Below are 17,080 nucleotides of genomic sequence, written 5' to 3'. Positions count from 1 at the left end.
CCCCCCCCCCCGCGCCGCTCAGCTTGCGGAAACTGCCCAAAGGTCTTTTTCGGCAGACCGTCAGCGGCCGTATCCTGTCATCCGTATATCCGCCGCTGCAAGTCTGCAAAACGCCCGCCCGGGATTCGTTTTCCAACATTTTTGCATTGATTTCCACGCCTCCCACTGTTACCCTTTTAGCAGGAGGTGTCTCTATATGAAAAAACAAATCTTCCGCGCCGCCGCCGCCGCACTTGCGGTTTCCGCCCTGGCTACCAGCGCGTCCGCCCTGTCCCATACCGTGGTGCGCGGCGATACCATGTGGAAGCTGGCCGTTCAATATCAGGTCGGTACCCGTGAGATCATCGATGCAAATCCGCAGGTCTCGAACCCGGACCTCATTTATCCCGGTCAGAGCCTGACCATCCCAACGCTTGACAGCTCTGTCGCCGCCTATGAGTCGGAAGTGATCCGTCTGGTCAACGAAATCCGCCGGCAGAACGGCTTATCTGCCCTTACCGCCAACTGGGAGCTCTCCCGCATTGCCCGGTATAAGTCGCAGGACATGGTGGACAACCGCTATTTTTCGCATACGAGTCCTACTTACGGCACACCCTTTCAGATGATCCGCGCGTTTGGCCTGTCCTACCGCACGGCGGGGGAAAACATCGCGTATGGCCAGCGTACGCCGCAGGCGGTGGTAGACGCCTGGATGAACTCCAGCGGACACCGCGCCAACATTTTGAATGCCGCCTTCACCCAGATCGGCGTGGGGTATGTTTCCTCAGGCCACTACTGGACGCAGATGTTCATCGGTTAAGCGCCGGCAGGCGAAGCCGCCCTTCCCAGGGCCTGGTCATGAGCACATTCCTATCCCGGCCCCACCGAAAGCACAATTTTCTAAAGGACGGCAAAAAGCCCTGGAACCGTGCAGTTCCAGGGCTTTTTGCTTGGCAGCGGGAGAAGGATTCGAACCCTCACATACAGAGTCAGAGTCTGCTGTGCTACCCTTACACAATCCCGCTATCTGTGCCCGCCATCGCAGGCGCTGGATTTATTATAACAAAACCTGTCCATTTGTCAAGAGAAAATAGAAAATTTTTTTAGTGTTTCAGTTCGGCCTGCAAGCAAAACGCCAACCCGCTTCTCAAAGGAATTTTTTACAAACTTTTTACAATGTTTGTAAACCTTATACAGTTGCCGTCCTCTCATTTTGTAAGCAAATTGCATTTCTTTGCCGAAGCACTTTCTATATAATACCTGTGTACCTGGATCGGACAAAGGGCAGCACGGCTTCCCGGGGCCAAATACCCGCCGGCTTTGTTGTCCTCCCGCGCTGCCGGCTGCCCGCCTTTGCCGTCTGTCTGCCTTACCGGCTGCCGTTCGGCTTTTGAAAAGCGCTGCACAGCCTGCCAGCGAGCAAAATCCGCATTGAGGCAAGCGGACGAAGGCGAACGGGCGTCCAACGAGTGGATCGGGTTTTGATCGCACAAGCCCCGCCAATAAGAATGGAAAGAGGTAGCAAGTACAATGAGAGCGAGATATAGAATCTTCCCCCACATTCTTCCCTCCGAGTCCGGTCAATGCCATCTCTTTTACGGAATATCCTGGGGTACTCCGGAATGCAACAAACGGATTTTAAAGGGCATCTCATCCAATAGGGCCATCGTAGCTGAGATGGTGCGTTTTTTCAATTATATCCATATGCCCCCTGCCGAGCTTATACGCGCCGTCTCCTACCTGCTTTCGCTGGACCGGCAGTTCTGGCATACCATGTTTTCTGCGGCTTGACTGCCAGCGCCCGCCGGGACCGGCGGGCGCTGTTCTATGTCCCGGCACGCCGCACAGGCGCCCTCCCGGGACGCTTCCCGCCTCCGTCGTGAGGCGCCCGCCTTTCACTCCTCGCCGGGGATCCCCGCCGGGCAAAATCACCCCAAAAATCACCCCTGTTTCCCGGCCCGCATCATCCCTGGGATGATTACAAACGAACCGACGCCCGCTAAGATAAGAGCCGGAAGCAGAGGCCCCCCTCCCCTTCCGGCTCTTATCCTTCCCCGGCACCCCCGCGTCACTACAAACACATGTAATAAGGAGGAGTCCCATATGGCATTCTGCGGTATCTGCGGCACGCAGATGGAAGAACATGCAAGATTCTGTCCCAAATGCGGTGCGCCTGCCAACTCCAGCCCCGTCGCGCCCCCCGCGCCCGCCTCCGCTCCGGCCGCCGGCCAAAACACCCTGATGGGGGTACTGTCCTACCTGAGCATCCTGTGTCTCATCCCGCTGTTCACCGCAAAAGACGACCCCTTTGTCCGCTTTCACACAGGGCAGGGCCTGACGCTGTTCCTGGCGGAGGTCCTCGTGAGCATCCTTTCTAATATTCTCTGGCGGGTCCTTCCCTACGGCCTGCTATGGCGTGCGGTCGGTTACCTCTACGGCATCCTCGGCCTTTTTTTTCTGGTGCTGGCCATCACCGGGATCGTCCATGCGCTCCAGGGCTTCCAAAAGCCCCTGCCCGTATTGGGGGGCATCGTATTGCTCCGTTAACTCGCTTCAGAAAGGAAGTCCCTGTATGAAAAAACGGCTCGGCGCCCTTTTGTTTACGCTTTTTCTGCTGCTGTCTCCGCTGCCTGCGGCGGCCGCCTCCACCAGCGCCAATCTGCTTGCCAACCCCAGCTTTGAAGACGGCCTCGCCGGCTGGACCTCACCCGACGGCAAATGGGGCACTGCAGAAAGCGAAAGCGGCTACGACCCCCAGGACGGCAGTTATTTCGCCTGGCCCCTCCAGGCCAGTCAGGAGAACACCTGCATCTATCAGGACGTCTCTCTCTCCGGCTCCAAGACCGGCGATTCGGTCGTTTTCAGCGTCATGGTCTGCAACTACGACCAGCCGCCCCACGACATGGGCCGGGTGGAGCTTCAGTTCCTGGATCCCTCCGGCAAGCCGCTCAAGGGCCATATCCAGGAGCAGCGCAACCCGGACTGGAACCAGCAGACCATCATCGCCTCTGTTCCCGCCGGGGCCGTGACCGCCCGGGTGGTGCTGTGGGCCGTCTGGTATGTCGGGAGTGACGTGGACGCCTACTACGACGCGGCCAGTCTGGTAACAACCACCGACCAATACAGCACGGTCTATGTCTCTGAGAAGAACGGAAAAGAGACTGCCGGGACCGGGGACGTGCTGACGCTCACCGCCGACAACGGCGTATCCAGGCGTCCCGACGACTACGTCTGGTCCAGCTCCTACAACGACGCCGCCACCATAGACGCCAACGGGGTCGTCACCTTTCATTCCGACGCCCAGGACGGCGTGGCTTTTTACGCCAAGGACAAGAAGACCGGCGTAGTGGGCGTCTACTGGGTCAATTCCGACCATGAAAACGCCAAGCCCGCCAGCGGCTCCTCTTGGGCCTCCGCCGACCTCCGGCAGGCCGATGAACTGGGTCTGATCCCCGAGTGTCTGGAGGGTACGGATCTGACGGCGCCCATTACCCGCGCCGAGTTTGCCGCCGTGGCGGTCAAGACGTATGAGGCATTGACAAACAGCGCGGCCATTCCCGCGGCCAACACCCCCTTCCGCGATACAAAGGACGCGGATGTTTTGAAGGCCTACCGCATCGGCGCGGTCAACGGCACGTCAGACACCACCTTTGCGCCGAACGCCCTGCTGAACCGTGAACAGGCCGCAACCATGCTGACGAGAGTATTCAAAAAGGTTTCCCTGGCCGGGTGGACGCTCCAGGCCGACGGCGACTTCAGTCTGGCCTACGCCAAACCCGTGCCCTTTGCCGACGACGCCGACATCTCCGGCTGGGCGAAGGACTCCGTATACTTTATGGCCGCAAACGGTATCATCCAAGGCAGCGGCGGCAAATTCATGCCACGCTCCGTCACCTCCGCCCAGCAGGCGGCAGGCTATGCCCAGGCCACCCGGGAACAGGCGCTGCTGATTGCGGTGCGCATGGTGGAGAAGCTGGGTTAATTTCGTTTTACGTCCCCAAACAGAAAGGAGAACGACGAATGAAACGGCGTATGTTCGCTCTGACGCTGGCGGTATTGCTGGCCCTGTCCGCGGCCGGCTGTGGAGGCGGCAATCAAAAAGCCCTGGTCGGCACCTGGGAGATCACCGACGACGCAGGGAGCGCCTACGGGTGGGGGATCCGGTTCGATCAGGACGGCACCTTCTTCTTCGCCGCCGGCGCCGAGGGCAATGACGAAGAGCTCGAGGAGGCCTTTGCGGCCATGCAGGTCCTGTACACCATCGAATATAAGGTCAAGAGCGATACGGAGCTGGAACTGACACAGAAGCTATTGGGCGGGCTGGGCGGCAAGGAAACGACCAGCGTGGCCTATTCGCTCCAGGGCGATACCCTGATCTTCGACGGCACGGCCTATACCCGAGTGAACTGACCTTCCGGTCCAGGAAAGGAGCGATGTTCCATGCCCAGCTGTCCCCAATGCGGCGCCGCGCTGAAGGACGGCGTCCGCTTCTGTACCGGCTGCGGCCGCCCGGTTTTACTGGATACCGCATCCTCCGCGCCGGAGCGCGCAGAGCCGCTTCGGCAATCTGGGCCTTCAAACCAGGCGCCTTCTGTTTCCCCGTCGGCGGAGCCGTCCTCCCCACCGCCGCCGCAGTACACGCCGCCCCGGCAGCAGACCCATACCGCGGCCCCGCCCGCTTACAGCGTAGAAGGCTGGAGCAGCGGCGGCCCCGCCCCCGGAAGCCGATATGAGCTCATTTCCACCGGCGGATTCATCGGCATCCTGCTGCTGATGTGCATCCCCCTGGTGGGGCTGATCCTGATGATCGTGTGGGCCTGCGGCGGCTGCCGCAAGCTTCAGAAGCGAAATCTGGCCCGGGCCAGTCTGATTCTGGCGGTCATCGGCCTGGCGCTCAGCCTGGTACTCGGCTTCGCCTTTCGGGGCGTCATCGGCAGAATGAGCGCCGAAGGCATCGGCGGCACGGCGGGCGCAGCCCAGTCCCTTGGATTAGGCGCGCTTCTGAGCGGATCGCCCGCGGGCGGAGGCGCTGCAGAAGACCAGGGTGGTACTGGTACTCCGGGCGTCCTCTCCGGCCTCGTGGGCGTGTTCTCCGGACACGCCGGAACGGAAGCGGAAGACGGTTCCAGCAGCGGCACGGGAGACCTGGCCGGTCTTCCGGAGGCGGTGGACCAGATGAATCAGGACGCCTCGGCCAAGGCCGGCGGATGGCCCGGCGGCCTGCGCGCCTATCCAGGCGGCGCGGCCGTCTCCGTGGAGACTTACCGTACGCAGGTCACTGGAACAACCCGGGAAGAAATGCGCTCCTACATAGAGGCGCTCAAGAAGGACGGCTTCGCCTTTCAGGATTTCTATGAATTGGGGTTTACTGAGGCAGATATGCTGGAACTGAACGGCTGGTGGGGCACGGACGGCACGCTCTATCTGAGCCTTTCCTACTACGACGGCACCGTCACCATTGATCACATGACCGAATTGCCAGATCTGGAGGATTACTTCAACTGATCCTCCGCCCTTTTTCGACCGGATCCGCATCCCTGCGCCCCTATACTGGAGGCGGAGGGATGCTGCTATGAAACCATTGCTGCGCCGCCTGTCCGCCTGCGCCGTTTTGTTCGCCGCCAATCCCCTGGCCCTCCTTCGGATACTGGCCGGGGCCCCGGTCCGCGGCTGTACGCCCCAGGACACGGATGAGCTCCGCCGGCTGCTGGGCATCGGCACGCACCGGCAGAAAAGATGCCGTTTCAAAAAGTAGCGGGGAACGCACAATGTGCGTTCCCCGCTGGCGGAGCCGCCCGGCGGGCGGCTTTTTCATTGCGCCTGGAGCGGACCCGCTCATCCCTTGACGGCGCCGGCGGTCATTCCTTCCACAAAATACTTCTGCACCAGCGCAAACAGGATCACGACCGGAACGGTGGTGATCGTCCCCAGCGCCATGTTGATGCCCCAGTCAATGTGGGTGGAACTGTTATAGTTGGACAGGCCCACCGTCAGCGTTTTCATTTCCTCCTTATTGGTCAGCACGCTGGAGAGCAAAAACTCGTTCCATGACATAATAAATGCCATGATCCCCGTGCTGAGCACGCCGGAGATGCACAGGGGCAGATCGATCTTGGCAAAAACCTGCCACTCGTTGGCGCCGTCCATGACCGCCGCCTCGTCGATCTCCCTGGGCAGCTTTTTGAAAAACGACACCAGCAGCCACACGGAAAACGGAAGCGTGACGGTCAGATGTCCGATGATCACGCCGAAATGGCTGCCCGACAGCCCCAAGCCGTTCATGATCTTGTAAAGGGGCAGCATCAGCATGATGGGCGGCACACAGTAGGCGGCCAGCACACTGACCAGGATCGCCTTTCTGCCGCTGAATCGAAAGCGCGTCAAACTGTATGCCGTCAAGGAGCCCACGATCATGTCGATCACCATGACCACGCAGGCGATATACAGGCTGTTGACGCAGTAATGGATCACCGCCTTGTTTTGGAAGGCCTGGATATACCATTCCAGCGACCACTTTTGGGGCAGTATCTCCGGAGGAATGGTAAAAAGTTCCTCTCCAGGTTTGAAGGAACTGACGACCATCCACAGCAGCGGCAGCGCGACCATGACGAGGAGAAGGACAATGAGAACGGCGACAAAAACGCCTGTGATGATCTTGTTTTTCCGAACGTTCGTTGTCATGCAGCCCTTCTCCTTTCAGTCTTCCGCAACACCGGATTTTGTCACATAAAAGATGATGCAGACGAACATCAGCACTCCCAGCACCATGGAGATCGCCGCGCCGTATCCCACCTGATACTTTCCAAAGGACGCCTGATAGATCAGGATCGGCAGCGTGGTGGTGGATCCGGTGGGCCCGCCGCCGGTGACCATATAGATCAGGTCGTAATAGGTTGCGGTCCAGATGGTACGCAGCACCACCAGAACGATGGTCGTATTTTTCAGCTCCGGCAGCGTAATATAGCAGAAACATTGCCACTTTGTGGCTCCGTCCACGCTGGCCGCCTCATAGATTCCTTTATCGATCCCCTTGAGGGCCGCCCAGTAGATCAGCATGGGAAAGGGGTAGGAGCGCCAGATGTTGAGGATGACCACCACCCACATGGCGGAGCCCTGCATGGCCAGCAGGGACTGTCCCTCCTGCAGCCACCCCGCCTGCTGAAGCCAATGGCTGATGATGCCGTACTCGTTGTTGAGCATCCACCTGGAAACAAGGGCCAGCGTGATGGCGGGCACGACGTAGGGGATCAGCAAAAAGCTTCTGAGCGCAGTACCGCCCTTCATGGGCCGCGCGATCAGCAGCGCGATTCCCAGCCCCAGGGCAAGCTGCCCCAGCACCGACCAGAAGGTCCATTTGCAGGTATTCCAGAAGTACTTCCAGAACAATTGATTGTCAAACAGCTTTACATAATTGTCCAGCCAGATAAACTCGCTGGTCTTTTTGATCAGCGACGTATTGGTAAAGCTCAGCCAGACGTTGTAGCAAACCGGATAGACCACAAACAGGATCAAAAACAGAATGGCGGGGAGGGAAAACGCCAGACCGATCAGTTTGTGCCTTCTGTCATAGCTTCCCAGAAGCCTGCTCCTTTTCAATGCCGGTCCACGTCTCATCGTTCCTTCCCCTCCCCATACAGCGGGCGCCGGCGTCCGATCCGCGTCCCGACGCGCAAGCCTTGGATGCCTTCCGTGGAAAACGGCCGGCGGGAGAAAGAGCGCGGGGTCACCACGCTCTTTCTCCATCCGCTGCATCGGAGCACCGGTCTAGCTTTCATAACTCATCAGATCTTCGTTGATCAGGTCGTATGCCTGCTCTGCGGTGTAAGTACCGTCGCACGCGCCCTGAAGCGCCTCGCCGAAGATCCCCGTGGATTCGATGTAGGCGGACAGGCCGTTCAGACCGGCCTCCATCCCGTACCAGTACCAGGCGCCGTTTTCATAGGCGTCCAGGATGTAGTTGACCTCATCCTGAAAGAGCGCGACCTTGTCGCTGGCCCTGTATCGCTCAAAGGCGGGCTTGTAGGACGGGAAGGCAAACATCGGACGGGACAGCGCGCGCTCCGCCGCGCGTTCCGGGGTATAGAGCGCCGTCAGGAAATCGTGGACCAGGGCGCTGCGGGCATCGTCGGTCTGGGGTACCGCCACAAAGCAGTAACCGGAGCCGAAGGACGCGGCCTTATTCCCATCCACACCGGGGAAATCAAAGCAGCCGAGCTTTTCCACCATCTCCGGCGCGTTGCTCTGGGCGTTGCCGATAACCGCGCCCATATCCAGCGACATCGCCACCGTGCCCGTTACGGACAGGGCGTTGCGGTAATCGCCCCAGGACCATGCCAGGGAACCGGCGGGAGATGCCTTCCGGTACAGCTCCACCAGATAATCGATGACCTCAACGGCCTTTTCCTTCTCTTCATCGAAGCAGTACTCGCCGGTCTCGGGATCGATAAAGTAGACCCCCGCGGAGCACATCATCTCATAGAAGGTCTGTGCCGCGACCTGCACGCTGTCCAACGGCACGTTGAAGCCCTTCATCCCGTCGCTGTTGAGGGCCTCCGCGGTGGTTAAAAATTCCGCCCAAGTGGTGGGTACCTTCAGGTTCTTCTCCGCAAACAGGTCCTTGCGGTACCATACGGAGGTATGCATGGCCCAGTCGGGCAGTCCGTAGATCTTTCCGTCCTTTCCGGTGAGGACCCTGAGATACGCGTCGGAAAAATCGCCGGCCCCAATGTCGTTGATAACGTCGTCCATGGGCATGATGCTTTCGGTTTCGTACAGGTACGCCGTGCCGCCGAAGTTGGTGTGCATGATGTCGGGCACATCGCCGGAAGAGACCGCGGTGGCAAGCTTTCCGTACATCTCATTGAAGGAGACCTTCTCCACCGTGACCGTGACACCCAGCTCCGCCCCCAGCTCGTTGAACTGCTTGTTGAGCACCTCATACTGCGCATCGGCGGTCAGGTTTGTCCAGATCACAAGGTTTTGTCCCTCATAGGAAGCGCTGTCGGCGGAGGCGTCCGGCGTCTGCGCCGAAGACAGGTCTTCTGGTTTTTCGGATACAGGAGGATCGGCGCTCTCCGGTCCGCAGGCGGTCAGCGTGAGTGCCACGAGAACAACGGCCAGCAGCAGGGATGTGAGCTTCTTCGTCATTGTAGTTCTCCTTTCCTGTCTCATGCAAATTTTGTCCAGAGGGTACAAACACTGCGGGATCAAAGGATGCCGCCGTTGTCCTTTAAAATTTTCTGAAGCTCCCCAACGTCGATTCTCCGGGCGGTCACGCTGTGTTTCACAGCAAGCGCCGCGGCCGTGCCGGCCGCCTCGCCCATGGCCATGCACTGAGGCATACAGCGAATGCAGTTGGCCACCTCGATCTCATAGGAGGCGCAGCGGCCCGCGACCAGCAGATTCTCTTTGCCCTTGGCCACCATGCACCGATAAGGGATGGTCATGGACTTGCCGGGCTCCAGATTGTACACGATCATGGTCACGCCGTCCGCCGTGTGATAGCCGGCGGGCATGGCGCCACGTCCTATGCTGTCCTCAAAGTCCCGTGCGGCCATGAAGTCATCCATCGTCACCTTGTAGTCGCCGAGGACCCTGCGGCTCTCCCGCACGCCCAGGAAGCCGGATATGGCGCTGAGATAAGCGTTTTCAAATCCCGGCACATACCGTTTCAGCGCTTCGGCCACATCGTACAGACATTTTTGCGAAAAGTTCTCCTGCCTGGTTTTTTCCTCAAAGCCCTCGATGCTGTGGGAGGCGATCGCACCGGAGCAGTTGATGGTAATCTCGCCTTCGTTGGGAGAGGACATGAAGGTGCCGAACCAGCTGCGCAGATATTCCAAATGAGGCGGAAGCTCCACGCCCTCCAGCATGTCCATGAAGCCATAGTGCATAAAGCCGGGGAACGTTTTGAACTCCCGCCACGAGGGGGCCACCATGTGATCTTTTACGGGCGGATGCTCTTTATAATACGCCTTGACTCGCGCCAGATCCACGCCGGACATTTTCCCCACCAGGCTCATGGGCTGAATCTCTTTCTTGGGACGGATCTCACAGGGGACCCCGGCCTTCGCGGCCACGGCTGCGTCACCCGTGCAGTCCACGATCATCTCGGCACGGACCTCCATCAATTCCATTTCAGACAGGATGACCAGTCCGCTCAGGGTATCGCCCACCTGCAGGACGTCCACGATCTGCGTGTTGAGATAAGTGGTCAGATTGGGCTCCCGGGCCGCCAGGTCGGCCAAGACCACCTTTGCGACCTCCGTATCATACAGGTAGCATACATCCGTTTCCGGGTCCTCGTCAACAACGGCGCCCAGCTCGTTGAGGATGTTGCGCAGCTCCCAGGCGATGCCGCCGACACAGCGGTGCAGTTTATCGCTGAAGCCGACCCACGCGCCCATCATACCCGCTGTAAACTGCCCGCCCAAGCACCGGTTCTTTTCCACGATCAGGGTCCTGGCGCCGTTCCTGGCGGCGGCCAGCCCCGCGATCGCGCCTGCGGTGCCGCCGCCGGCCACGATCACGTCAAACGTTTTTTGGTTCATGTCGCCATGTCTCCTTCCTAAGGCCGGGCCTTATTTCCCGCTATTGAGCGGAGCCGCTTAGAAACAAGGCCGTGCGTCATGGTACGTCAGTCCAGGTAGCCGTAATGCTTCAGGGTGTCCTTCAGGCGCTTGAGCGTCTCCTCCGGCAGCTCGGAGAGCACCGGCCTGCGGCAGTAGCCCGCGTCGATGCCCCGCAGCTTCAGGCCCTCCTTGATGATCTGGAGCCAGAGCACGTCGCCGTTGGAATCCGGCTCGGAAAACAGATGCAGGTAGGGGCGTACCAGCTCGGTGTGCGCCTTCATGGCCTGCTCCACCTTCTTCCCCTTCGCCAGCTTGTAGACCTCGGCGTTCTCCTTGGGGAACAGATTGCCGGTGCCGCACACCCAGCCGTCGGTCCAGCAGCACAGGGTCTCCACGGGACAGACGTCGTAGCCGTAGAAGATCGCGAAGTTGTCGTCCGTGAGGTGGCGCAGGTCCTGCTGGCGGAACACGTCGGCCTGGCGCTCCTTGACCGCGTCGATGCAGCCTTCCAGATACAGCTTTGCCATGAACTTGTCGCTCATCAGCACAGTGGAATAGTAGGGGTTGTGATACAGCATCACGGGGATGCTGATCGCATCGTGGATCGTTTTGTAGTGGACCAGAAGCTCCTTCTCGTTGGGTCCCATGTACCAGGGCGTGACCGCCATAATGCCGTCCGCTCCGTCAGACTCGGCCGCTTTGGATAACTCCACCACGTCGCAGGTGCGATAGGCGCCGGTGGATGCGACCACCTTGATCCCATTGTCATGGCCGGCTTCGATATACGCCTTGTTGACCGCGATCTGCTCTTCCTTGGTCAATGCGATCATTTCCCCGGTGCTGCCGGAGGGAATGATACCGGTGACTCCGTTGTCCGCCAAAAACCTGGTGATCTCCTTAATGGCGCTGAAGTTGATGGATTCATCCCTGTGAAAGGGGGTTACGACCGGAATATAGATCCCGCTGAGCTTTTCTCTCGCCATAACTGCATCTCCTTTTGATCGCAAAATATTTTATCGGAATATCTATTCCGATTTAATTATTGCACAACGAAAATCAAAATGCAAGGCAGAATCCAGCCGCCCAGTCGTTTTTGTTATATTTATCCAAACAGTACAATTGAAAACCGGCATAATACACAACTAAACCTCTGTCTGTAACATTTCCGCCATACTTTTAGCTCAAATCCCTCCTTCCTGTTGGATATCCTACCAATTTTATGATTTCTCTCCTTTCAATCTTGACAAAAAAGCGCCGGATACAGTATAGTAAATCATAGAAAGAAGTCACTCCGTTCCATTCTCGAAATTATTATTCCGATTTTGATTGCAGTACCGTGCAGGACCTTTGCTGCACCTGGAAGCGTAGAAAAATATGTGGGGGTCATCATTTTGGAAAATCAGAGTAAGAATGTTGAAACCATCAAAATGGTGGAGCGAGCCCTGGCTGTTCTGGATCTGCTGCGTGCCCGGCGCGAGCGTCTCGGCGTGAACGAAATTGCAAAACTCTGCGAATTGAATCCCTCCACGGCCTTTCGCATCCTGAAGACCCTCGAAAAATCGGGATGGGTATTCCAGTTTACCGACGGCCGCTATATTCCCGGAGAGAAAATCAGCTTTGTCACAGAAAAAAACAATCTGTATCTGGCGCTGAAGGACGTTTCCGCGTTTATCATGAACCGCTATACGGAAGAATGGATGCAGGCCATGAATCTGACGGTGCGGGACGGCGCAGAATGCTTTATCCTCCAGCAGTCCCGCACAAAAAATCTTGTGGACTATGTGGTCCCGCTCAACTCCGCCATGCCGTTCTATGCCTGTGCGGGCGGGAAGGTCCTGCTTTCCGAACTGCCCATTCCCATCGTGGACATGCTTTTGGAATCCACGCCGTTCCAAACGTTTACGCCCAACACGATCGCAGATCCGGAACATTTTTGGAACGAGCTGCGCCTGGTCGCCCGGCAGGGATATGCCTTTGACGACAGGGAATCTTCGGCCAACGGCTCATGTATCGCGGTGCCGGTGCGCGACAATCAGGGCACCATTATCGCCGCCCTGTCCTTCAGCGGCTTCATCGGCGTCGAGGATCCTAAAACCCTTCTCAAATATCTCCCCGCCCTGCGGGAGGCTTCGGAACAGATCTCCAAAGCCCTTTACGCCTGCCGGGAAGAATAGGAGGCCGCGCAGGGCGTGCGCGCCCGTTTTTCCGTCCATCCCTCCCGGAGCTTGGGCCCCGTCCGTACGCCGCGCGCTCGGGAGCTGCAGAACGCCCTGCGGACGCAAGACGCCAAAAGGCGCGCTGCAAAACCGACGCCCATAAAAATGCCGAGGCGGAGCAACTCCTTTTTCAGGGGTGTTCCGCCTCGGCATTTGTTTAAGGCATCACCGCACAATTCCCCACACACGTCTTGGCGGCCAATTTGCCCCACAAATGCGTTGCAAAACCTTGTAATACAAAAAGCATTCCTGCGGTTTTGCGCCTTTTTGCGGCACAAATTTTCGCGCCGGTCCGCACGCGTTGAATGATGCGGTAATACCTTAAAATTTTGAGCGGGATACGGATCGTCACAGGGATATGGTCTGGATACGCTTCGGCCGCAACGCTCTCCACACCTCAAACAGATCGCTCCAGCTGGTATGATCCAAATCACGGACACCCGGTCATCCGCGCTGGGGACTTCCCTGTTTTGCGGCTGCGCGGTCGTGAGGGGAACGCTGCAAACGTTCCCTCCTGCAGCGGCTCCTTTTTACTGGGCCGCCGCCAGGATCTCCGCGCGGGCCCAGTGGGTCTGGGGGACATCCGAAAAAAGGGTCTCCGGTTCCGCCTGCTCGGCCGCCGGACGCCCCAGCGCCCGGTTCAATATCTTGACCGTCTCCGCACGCGTCACGGTCTGCTCCGGCTGGAAGGAGCCGTCTGGATAACCGGAGATCCAGCCCTGCGCGGCCGCATAAGCGATGGCGTCCGCCGCCCAATGACCGGCCGGCACATCGGGAAAGGAGGTTTCCCCTGCCGCGCCCGGCCGATCAAAATAGGCGCAGAGCAGCTTCACCAGTTCCGCCCGGCTCACCGGCGACTCCGGACGGAAGGTGCCGTCCGGGTAGCCGCCGGCTACGCCCCAAGCGCGGGCAAAGGCCACATAAGGGGCATACCACGCATCGGCGTCCACGTCGGGAAATCCGCTCGCGGTCTCCGCTTCATTGTAAAGCAAGTTCCCTTGCTCATCTTTGCTGAGGCGGGCCAACAGGGCCACCGCCTCAGCTCGAGTCAGGGCGTCATCCGGTCGAAACAGGCCGCCGCTGCCCTGGATGTAGGCCCCCTTGCCGGATGTGTCCAGACGGAGCGAGCCAGACGGCTCAGGCGTGGGCACAGGGGTGGGCACGGCTGCGGTCGGCGCCGGTGTGGGTTCCGTCACAGGGGATTGCACCCTCTGGTAGGTCTCCCGGTAAAGGGCGCTCAAGGCATCGTTGGACGCGATGAGCCGGTAGCGGAAGTGGACCTCCCCCGCCACTTGGGGCAGCGTGTCGTTCAGCGCCAGCTGCACCTGGATGGCCGCCGTACCGTACCACGGATCGGCCGGATCGCTTTTTCCCGCCTGATAGTCCGCCATGCCTGTGTAAAGGGAAACTCCTGTCCCCTCTACCGTATCCGCCCACCAGCGGGCAATCGCCGCATAATCCATCGTCTTGTGTCCAATGTACCAGTAGATCTGGGGACAGATGTAGTCGATCCAGCCCTCCTTCACCCACTTCCGGCTGTCGGCGTAGGCGGCGTAATAGCTCTCATATCCCCCGGTGGTACGGGAGCCCCCGGGGATGCTCCGGCTGTCCGCCCACACGCCGGAAGGGCTGATGCCGTAGGCCAGCTCAGGCCGGATGGCATGCAGCCGCTCCCCCAGCGCCTTTACCAACTGGTTTACGTTCTCACGCCGCCAGTCCCCCACATTGGAAAAGCTTCCGCCGTAGCGGTCAAAGGCGGCGGCATCGTCAAAGTCGGAACCGGGGTAGAAATAGTCGTCCAGATGGATCCCGTCCACATCGTAATTGCGGGCCAGCTCCTCCGCCCCCTGGACCACCAGTTCCCGCACCTCCGGCAGGCCGGGGTCCAGGTAGTAGTTGCCGTCATGTTCCGCCACCCATTCCGGATGGAGGACGGCCGGGTGGTCTGCCGACAGGGCGGCCAGCTCCTCCGCCCCGGCCTTGGTCACCCGAAAGGGATTGATCCAGGCGTGAAGCTCCAGTCCCAGCGCGTGGGCCTGCTCCACCCAATAGGCCAGGGGATCGAACCCCTCCGCCGGCGCGGTCCCCTGCCGTCCGGTCAGATAACGGCTCCAGGGGAACAGCCGCGAGGGGTACAGGGCGTCGCAGGAGGGACGCACCTGGAGGATGACCGCATTCATCCCCATATCCGCGCAGCCCCGCAGGATTTCGTCGGCCTGCCGCTTCAGCGCCGCAGGGTCCGTGGTGGCCTTGGCCGGGTAATCCAGGTTGTACACCGTAGCCACCCACACCGCCCGGAATTCCTCTGCCGCAGCGTCCGCTCCCGCCGTCCGCGCCGGGGCGGCCGCCGTCCACCCCAAAAGTCCCGCCAGCACAAGGGCCGCCAAGGGCCGCCATAGTCCCACCATAATCATTTCTCCTCTATTTCTCTTGATTGGCGATCTGCTCGGCCAGGTCGTTGAGATAGACCCAGCGCTCCATTTTTTCCTCCAGAACGGTTTCCAGCGCCTCCTGCCGCTGCTGAAGCGTCTGGAGGGTCACATAATCGCTGGCATTGGCCGCCTGCTCCGCCTGTACCTGGGCGATCTGCGCTTCCAGCGCTGCGATCTCGCCGTCGATGGTTTCAAATTCCCGCTGTTCTTTGTAGGAAAACTTCCGCTTTGGGGCGCCCGCCGTTTTCTCCGGGCGCTTTTCCTGCCGGGGCTTGGGGGCCCTGGCCCGCTCTGCGGCCCGCCGGGCCTCCAGATAATCGGTATAGCCGCCCGGATAGGCCCGTAGCGTACCATCCTCCTCCACGGCAAACACCCGCCGGACCACCCGGTCCAGAAACCACCGGTCATGCGAGACCGCGATCACGATGCCGGGAAAGCGCTCCAGATAATCCTCCAAAACCGTGAGCGTTGGGATATCCAGGTCATTGGTGGGCTCGTCCAACAGCAGCACATTGGGGGCGGCGGCCAGGATGGAAAGCAGAAACAATCGCCGCTTTTCCCCGCCGGAGAGTTTGCCGATGGGGCTCCACTGTACCGGCTCCTGGAACAGGAACTGCTCCAGCAGCTGGGACGCCGTGACCATGCCGTCCGGGGTGGCGATCCGGTTGCCGATCTCCTTGACGTAGTCGATGACTCGGGTATCCCCATCCATATCAGGCACCTCCTGGCGGAAGTAGCCGATGCGCACGGTCTCCCCGATCTCGATCTCCCCCCGGTCCGGACGCAGCGCCCCGGCGATCAGGTTCAGCAGCGTGGACTTTCCGCTGCCGTTGACCCCCACGATCCCCACCCGGTCGTCCCGCAGAAACCGGCAGCTGAAGTCCCGCAGGACGGTGCGCGCGCCGAAGGCCTTCGTAATCCCGCGCAATTCGATGGTCTTCTTTCCCAGACGCGAGGAACATGCGGAAAGTTCCATGGAAGCTTTTTCCTCCGGCCCGGTCTGGGCCTTCAGGGCCTCGTACCGCTCCAACCGCTCCCGGCTTTTGGTGCCCCGCGCGGTGGGGCCCTGCATCACCCACTGGTATTCCCGGCGCAGCAGCGCCTGCCGTTTGCGCTCGCTGGCGCGCTCGCTTTCCTGCCGCTGCGCGCGGCGCTCCAGATAGTCGTCGTAATTGCCTTCATACCGGAACAGCCTGCCGTCCTCCACCTCCACCATGCTCCGGACGACCCGCTCCAGGAAATAGCGGTCGTGGGTCACCATCACCAGAGCGCCCTTTCTGGCACGCAGGCAGTCCTCCAGCCAGGCGACCATGTCGCTGTCCAGGTGGTTGGTGGGCTCGTCCAGAATCAACACGTCACAGGGGCGGCACAGCACCGCCGCAAGCGCCGCCCGGCGGCGCTCCCCGCCGGAGAGCCGCCCCATCTTCTGTTCAAACGCCCGTACGCCCAGGCGGCTGAGGATGCTCTTCGCCTCATACTCCGCCAGCGCGCGGGCATTCTCGGAAAGGCCCAGCAGCACCTGCTCCAGCACCGTGCGGGACGCCTCGAAGGCCGGGTCCTGCATCAGATACTCCAGGCGTACGTTTGATTCCCGGACGATTGCTCCGCCGTCCGGCTCTTCTGCTCCCGCCAACAGGCGCAGAAGCGTGGATTTTCCTGCGCCGTTGACCCCGATGACTCCCACTTTATCGCCCCGGTCCAGCGAAAACGATACCCGGTCCAGCAGGATCCGGTCCCCATACAGTTTCGTCACTTGCTCCGCAGAAAGCAGCATGGCTTCTCCCCCGCTCGTTTCAAATCAGCTTCCAGTATACCCGATTCCCCAAAAGGATGCAAATTTCTCCGCGCCGCACGCAAAACGCCCCCGGCCGTCAGGGCCGGG

14 protein-coding genes and 1 tRNA gene are annotated in these 17,080 nt (G+C 60.0%); 7 read left to right on the top strand and 8 right to left on the bottom strand.

What is annotated here, in order from left to right; translation table 11 throughout:
* Nucleotides 1-196 precede the first annotated feature (196 nt).
* Nucleotides 197-799, top strand: a complete 603-nt coding sequence (gene safA, locus MR825_RS14240) for a SafA/ExsA family spore coat assembly protein (RefSeq protein WP_186907259.1) — start codon at nt 197-199, stop codon at nt 797-799.
* Nucleotides 800-930: 131 nt separating this feature from the next.
* Here safA and MR825_RS14235 read toward each other — a convergent pair.
* Nucleotides 931-1,004: transfer RNA gene (locus tag MR825_RS14235), tRNA-Gln, on the bottom strand.
* Between the two features lie 1,078 nt (nt 1,005-2,082).
* On the opposite strand from MR825_RS14235, the gene MR825_RS14230 reads away from it, so the two are divergent.
* From MR825_RS14230 to MR825_RS14210, 5 genes are all read left to right on the top strand, one after another.
* Nucleotides 2,083-2,526, top strand: a complete 444-nt coding sequence (locus MR825_RS14230; protein ID WP_186907258.1) for a zinc-ribbon domain-containing protein — start codon at nt 2,083-2,085, stop codon at nt 2,524-2,526.
* 25 nt (nt 2,527-2,551) lie between these two features.
* Complete coding sequence (locus tag MR825_RS14225) at nt 2,552-3,961, top strand: S-layer homology domain-containing protein (RefSeq protein ID WP_287881286.1); 1,410 nt, start codon at nt 2,552-2,554, stop codon at nt 3,959-3,961.
* A gap of 38 nt (nt 3,962-3,999) precedes the next feature.
* Nucleotides 4,000-4,389: a hypothetical protein gene (locus MR825_RS14220; RefSeq protein WP_287881284.1), complete on the top strand. Its 390-nt coding sequence runs from the start codon at nt 4,000-4,002 to the stop codon at nt 4,387-4,389.
* A 30-nt stretch (nt 4,390-4,419) separates the two neighbouring features.
* Nucleotides 4,420-5,484: a zinc-ribbon domain-containing protein gene (locus MR825_RS14215; protein WP_287881282.1), complete on the top strand. Its 1,065-nt coding sequence runs from the start codon at nt 4,420-4,422 to the stop codon at nt 5,482-5,484.
* A 67-nt stretch (nt 5,485-5,551) separates the two neighbouring features.
* Nucleotides 5,552-5,734 (top strand): hypothetical protein, encoded by a 183-nt coding sequence (locus MR825_RS14210; RefSeq protein ID WP_186907254.1) that lies wholly within the window; start codon nt 5,552-5,554, stop codon nt 5,732-5,734.
* Between the two features lie 80 nt (nt 5,735-5,814).
* Here the strand turns inward: MR825_RS14210 and MR825_RS14205 are convergent, their stop codons facing one another.
* The 5 genes from MR825_RS14205 to MR825_RS14185 form a co-directional block, all read right to left on the bottom strand.
* Complete coding sequence (locus tag MR825_RS14205) at nt 5,815-6,660, bottom strand: carbohydrate ABC transporter permease (RefSeq protein WP_287881280.1); 846 nt, start codon at nt 6,658-6,660, stop codon at nt 5,815-5,817.
* 15 nt (nt 6,661-6,675) lie between these two features.
* The gene (locus tag MR825_RS14200; RefSeq protein ID WP_287881279.1) at nt 6,676-7,593 is read right to left on the bottom strand and encodes a carbohydrate ABC transporter permease; all 918 of its coding nucleotides are present in this window, start codon (nt 7,591-7,593) and stop codon (nt 6,676-6,678) included.
* 150 nt (nt 7,594-7,743) lie between these two features.
* A complete protein-coding gene (locus MR825_RS14195; RefSeq protein ID WP_186907251.1) occupies nt 7,744-9,126 on the bottom strand; it encodes an ABC transporter substrate-binding protein in 1,383 nt (460 codons plus the stop codon).
* A gap of 59 nt (nt 9,127-9,185) precedes the next feature.
* Nucleotides 9,186-10,529: an FAD-dependent oxidoreductase gene (locus tag MR825_RS14190; protein WP_256176391.1), complete on the bottom strand. Its 1,344-nt coding sequence runs from the start codon at nt 10,527-10,529 to the stop codon at nt 9,186-9,188.
* 86 nt (nt 10,530-10,615) lie between these two features.
* Nucleotides 10,616-11,533, bottom strand: a complete 918-nt coding sequence (locus MR825_RS14185; protein ID WP_186907249.1) for a dihydrodipicolinate synthase family protein — start codon at nt 11,531-11,533, stop codon at nt 10,616-10,618.
* Between the two features lie 408 nt (nt 11,534-11,941).
* Between MR825_RS14185 and MR825_RS14180 the strand changes: the two genes are divergently transcribed.
* Nucleotides 11,942-12,724 carry an IclR family transcriptional regulator gene (locus MR825_RS14180; protein WP_287881277.1) on the top strand — a complete coding sequence of 261 codons (783 nt, stop codon included), beginning with the start codon at nt 11,942-11,944 and terminating at the stop codon, nt 12,722-12,724.
* A gap of 572 nt (nt 12,725-13,296) precedes the next feature.
* Here the strand turns inward: MR825_RS14180 and MR825_RS14175 are convergent.
* The gene (locus MR825_RS14175) at nt 13,297-15,174 is read right to left on the bottom strand and encodes a family 10 glycosylhydrolase (protein ID WP_287881276.1); all 1,878 of its coding nucleotides are present in this window, start codon (nt 15,172-15,174) and stop codon (nt 13,297-13,299) included.
* A gap of 13 nt (nt 15,175-15,187) precedes the next feature.
* Nucleotides 15,188-16,972, bottom strand: a complete 1,785-nt coding sequence (locus MR825_RS14170) for an ABC-F family ATP-binding cassette domain-containing protein (RefSeq protein WP_287881275.1) — start codon at nt 16,970-16,972, stop codon at nt 15,188-15,190.
* Nucleotides 16,973-17,080 lie beyond the last annotated feature (108 nt).

This window comes from Lawsonibacter sp. (assembly GCF_022777125.1).
Taxonomy (GTDB): Bacteria; Bacillota; Clostridia; order Oscillospirales; family Oscillospiraceae; genus Lawsonibacter_A; species Lawsonibacter_A hominis.
The sequence above is the reverse complement of the archived record's forward strand: the minus strand, read 5'-3'. Positions and strand labels throughout refer to the sequence as shown.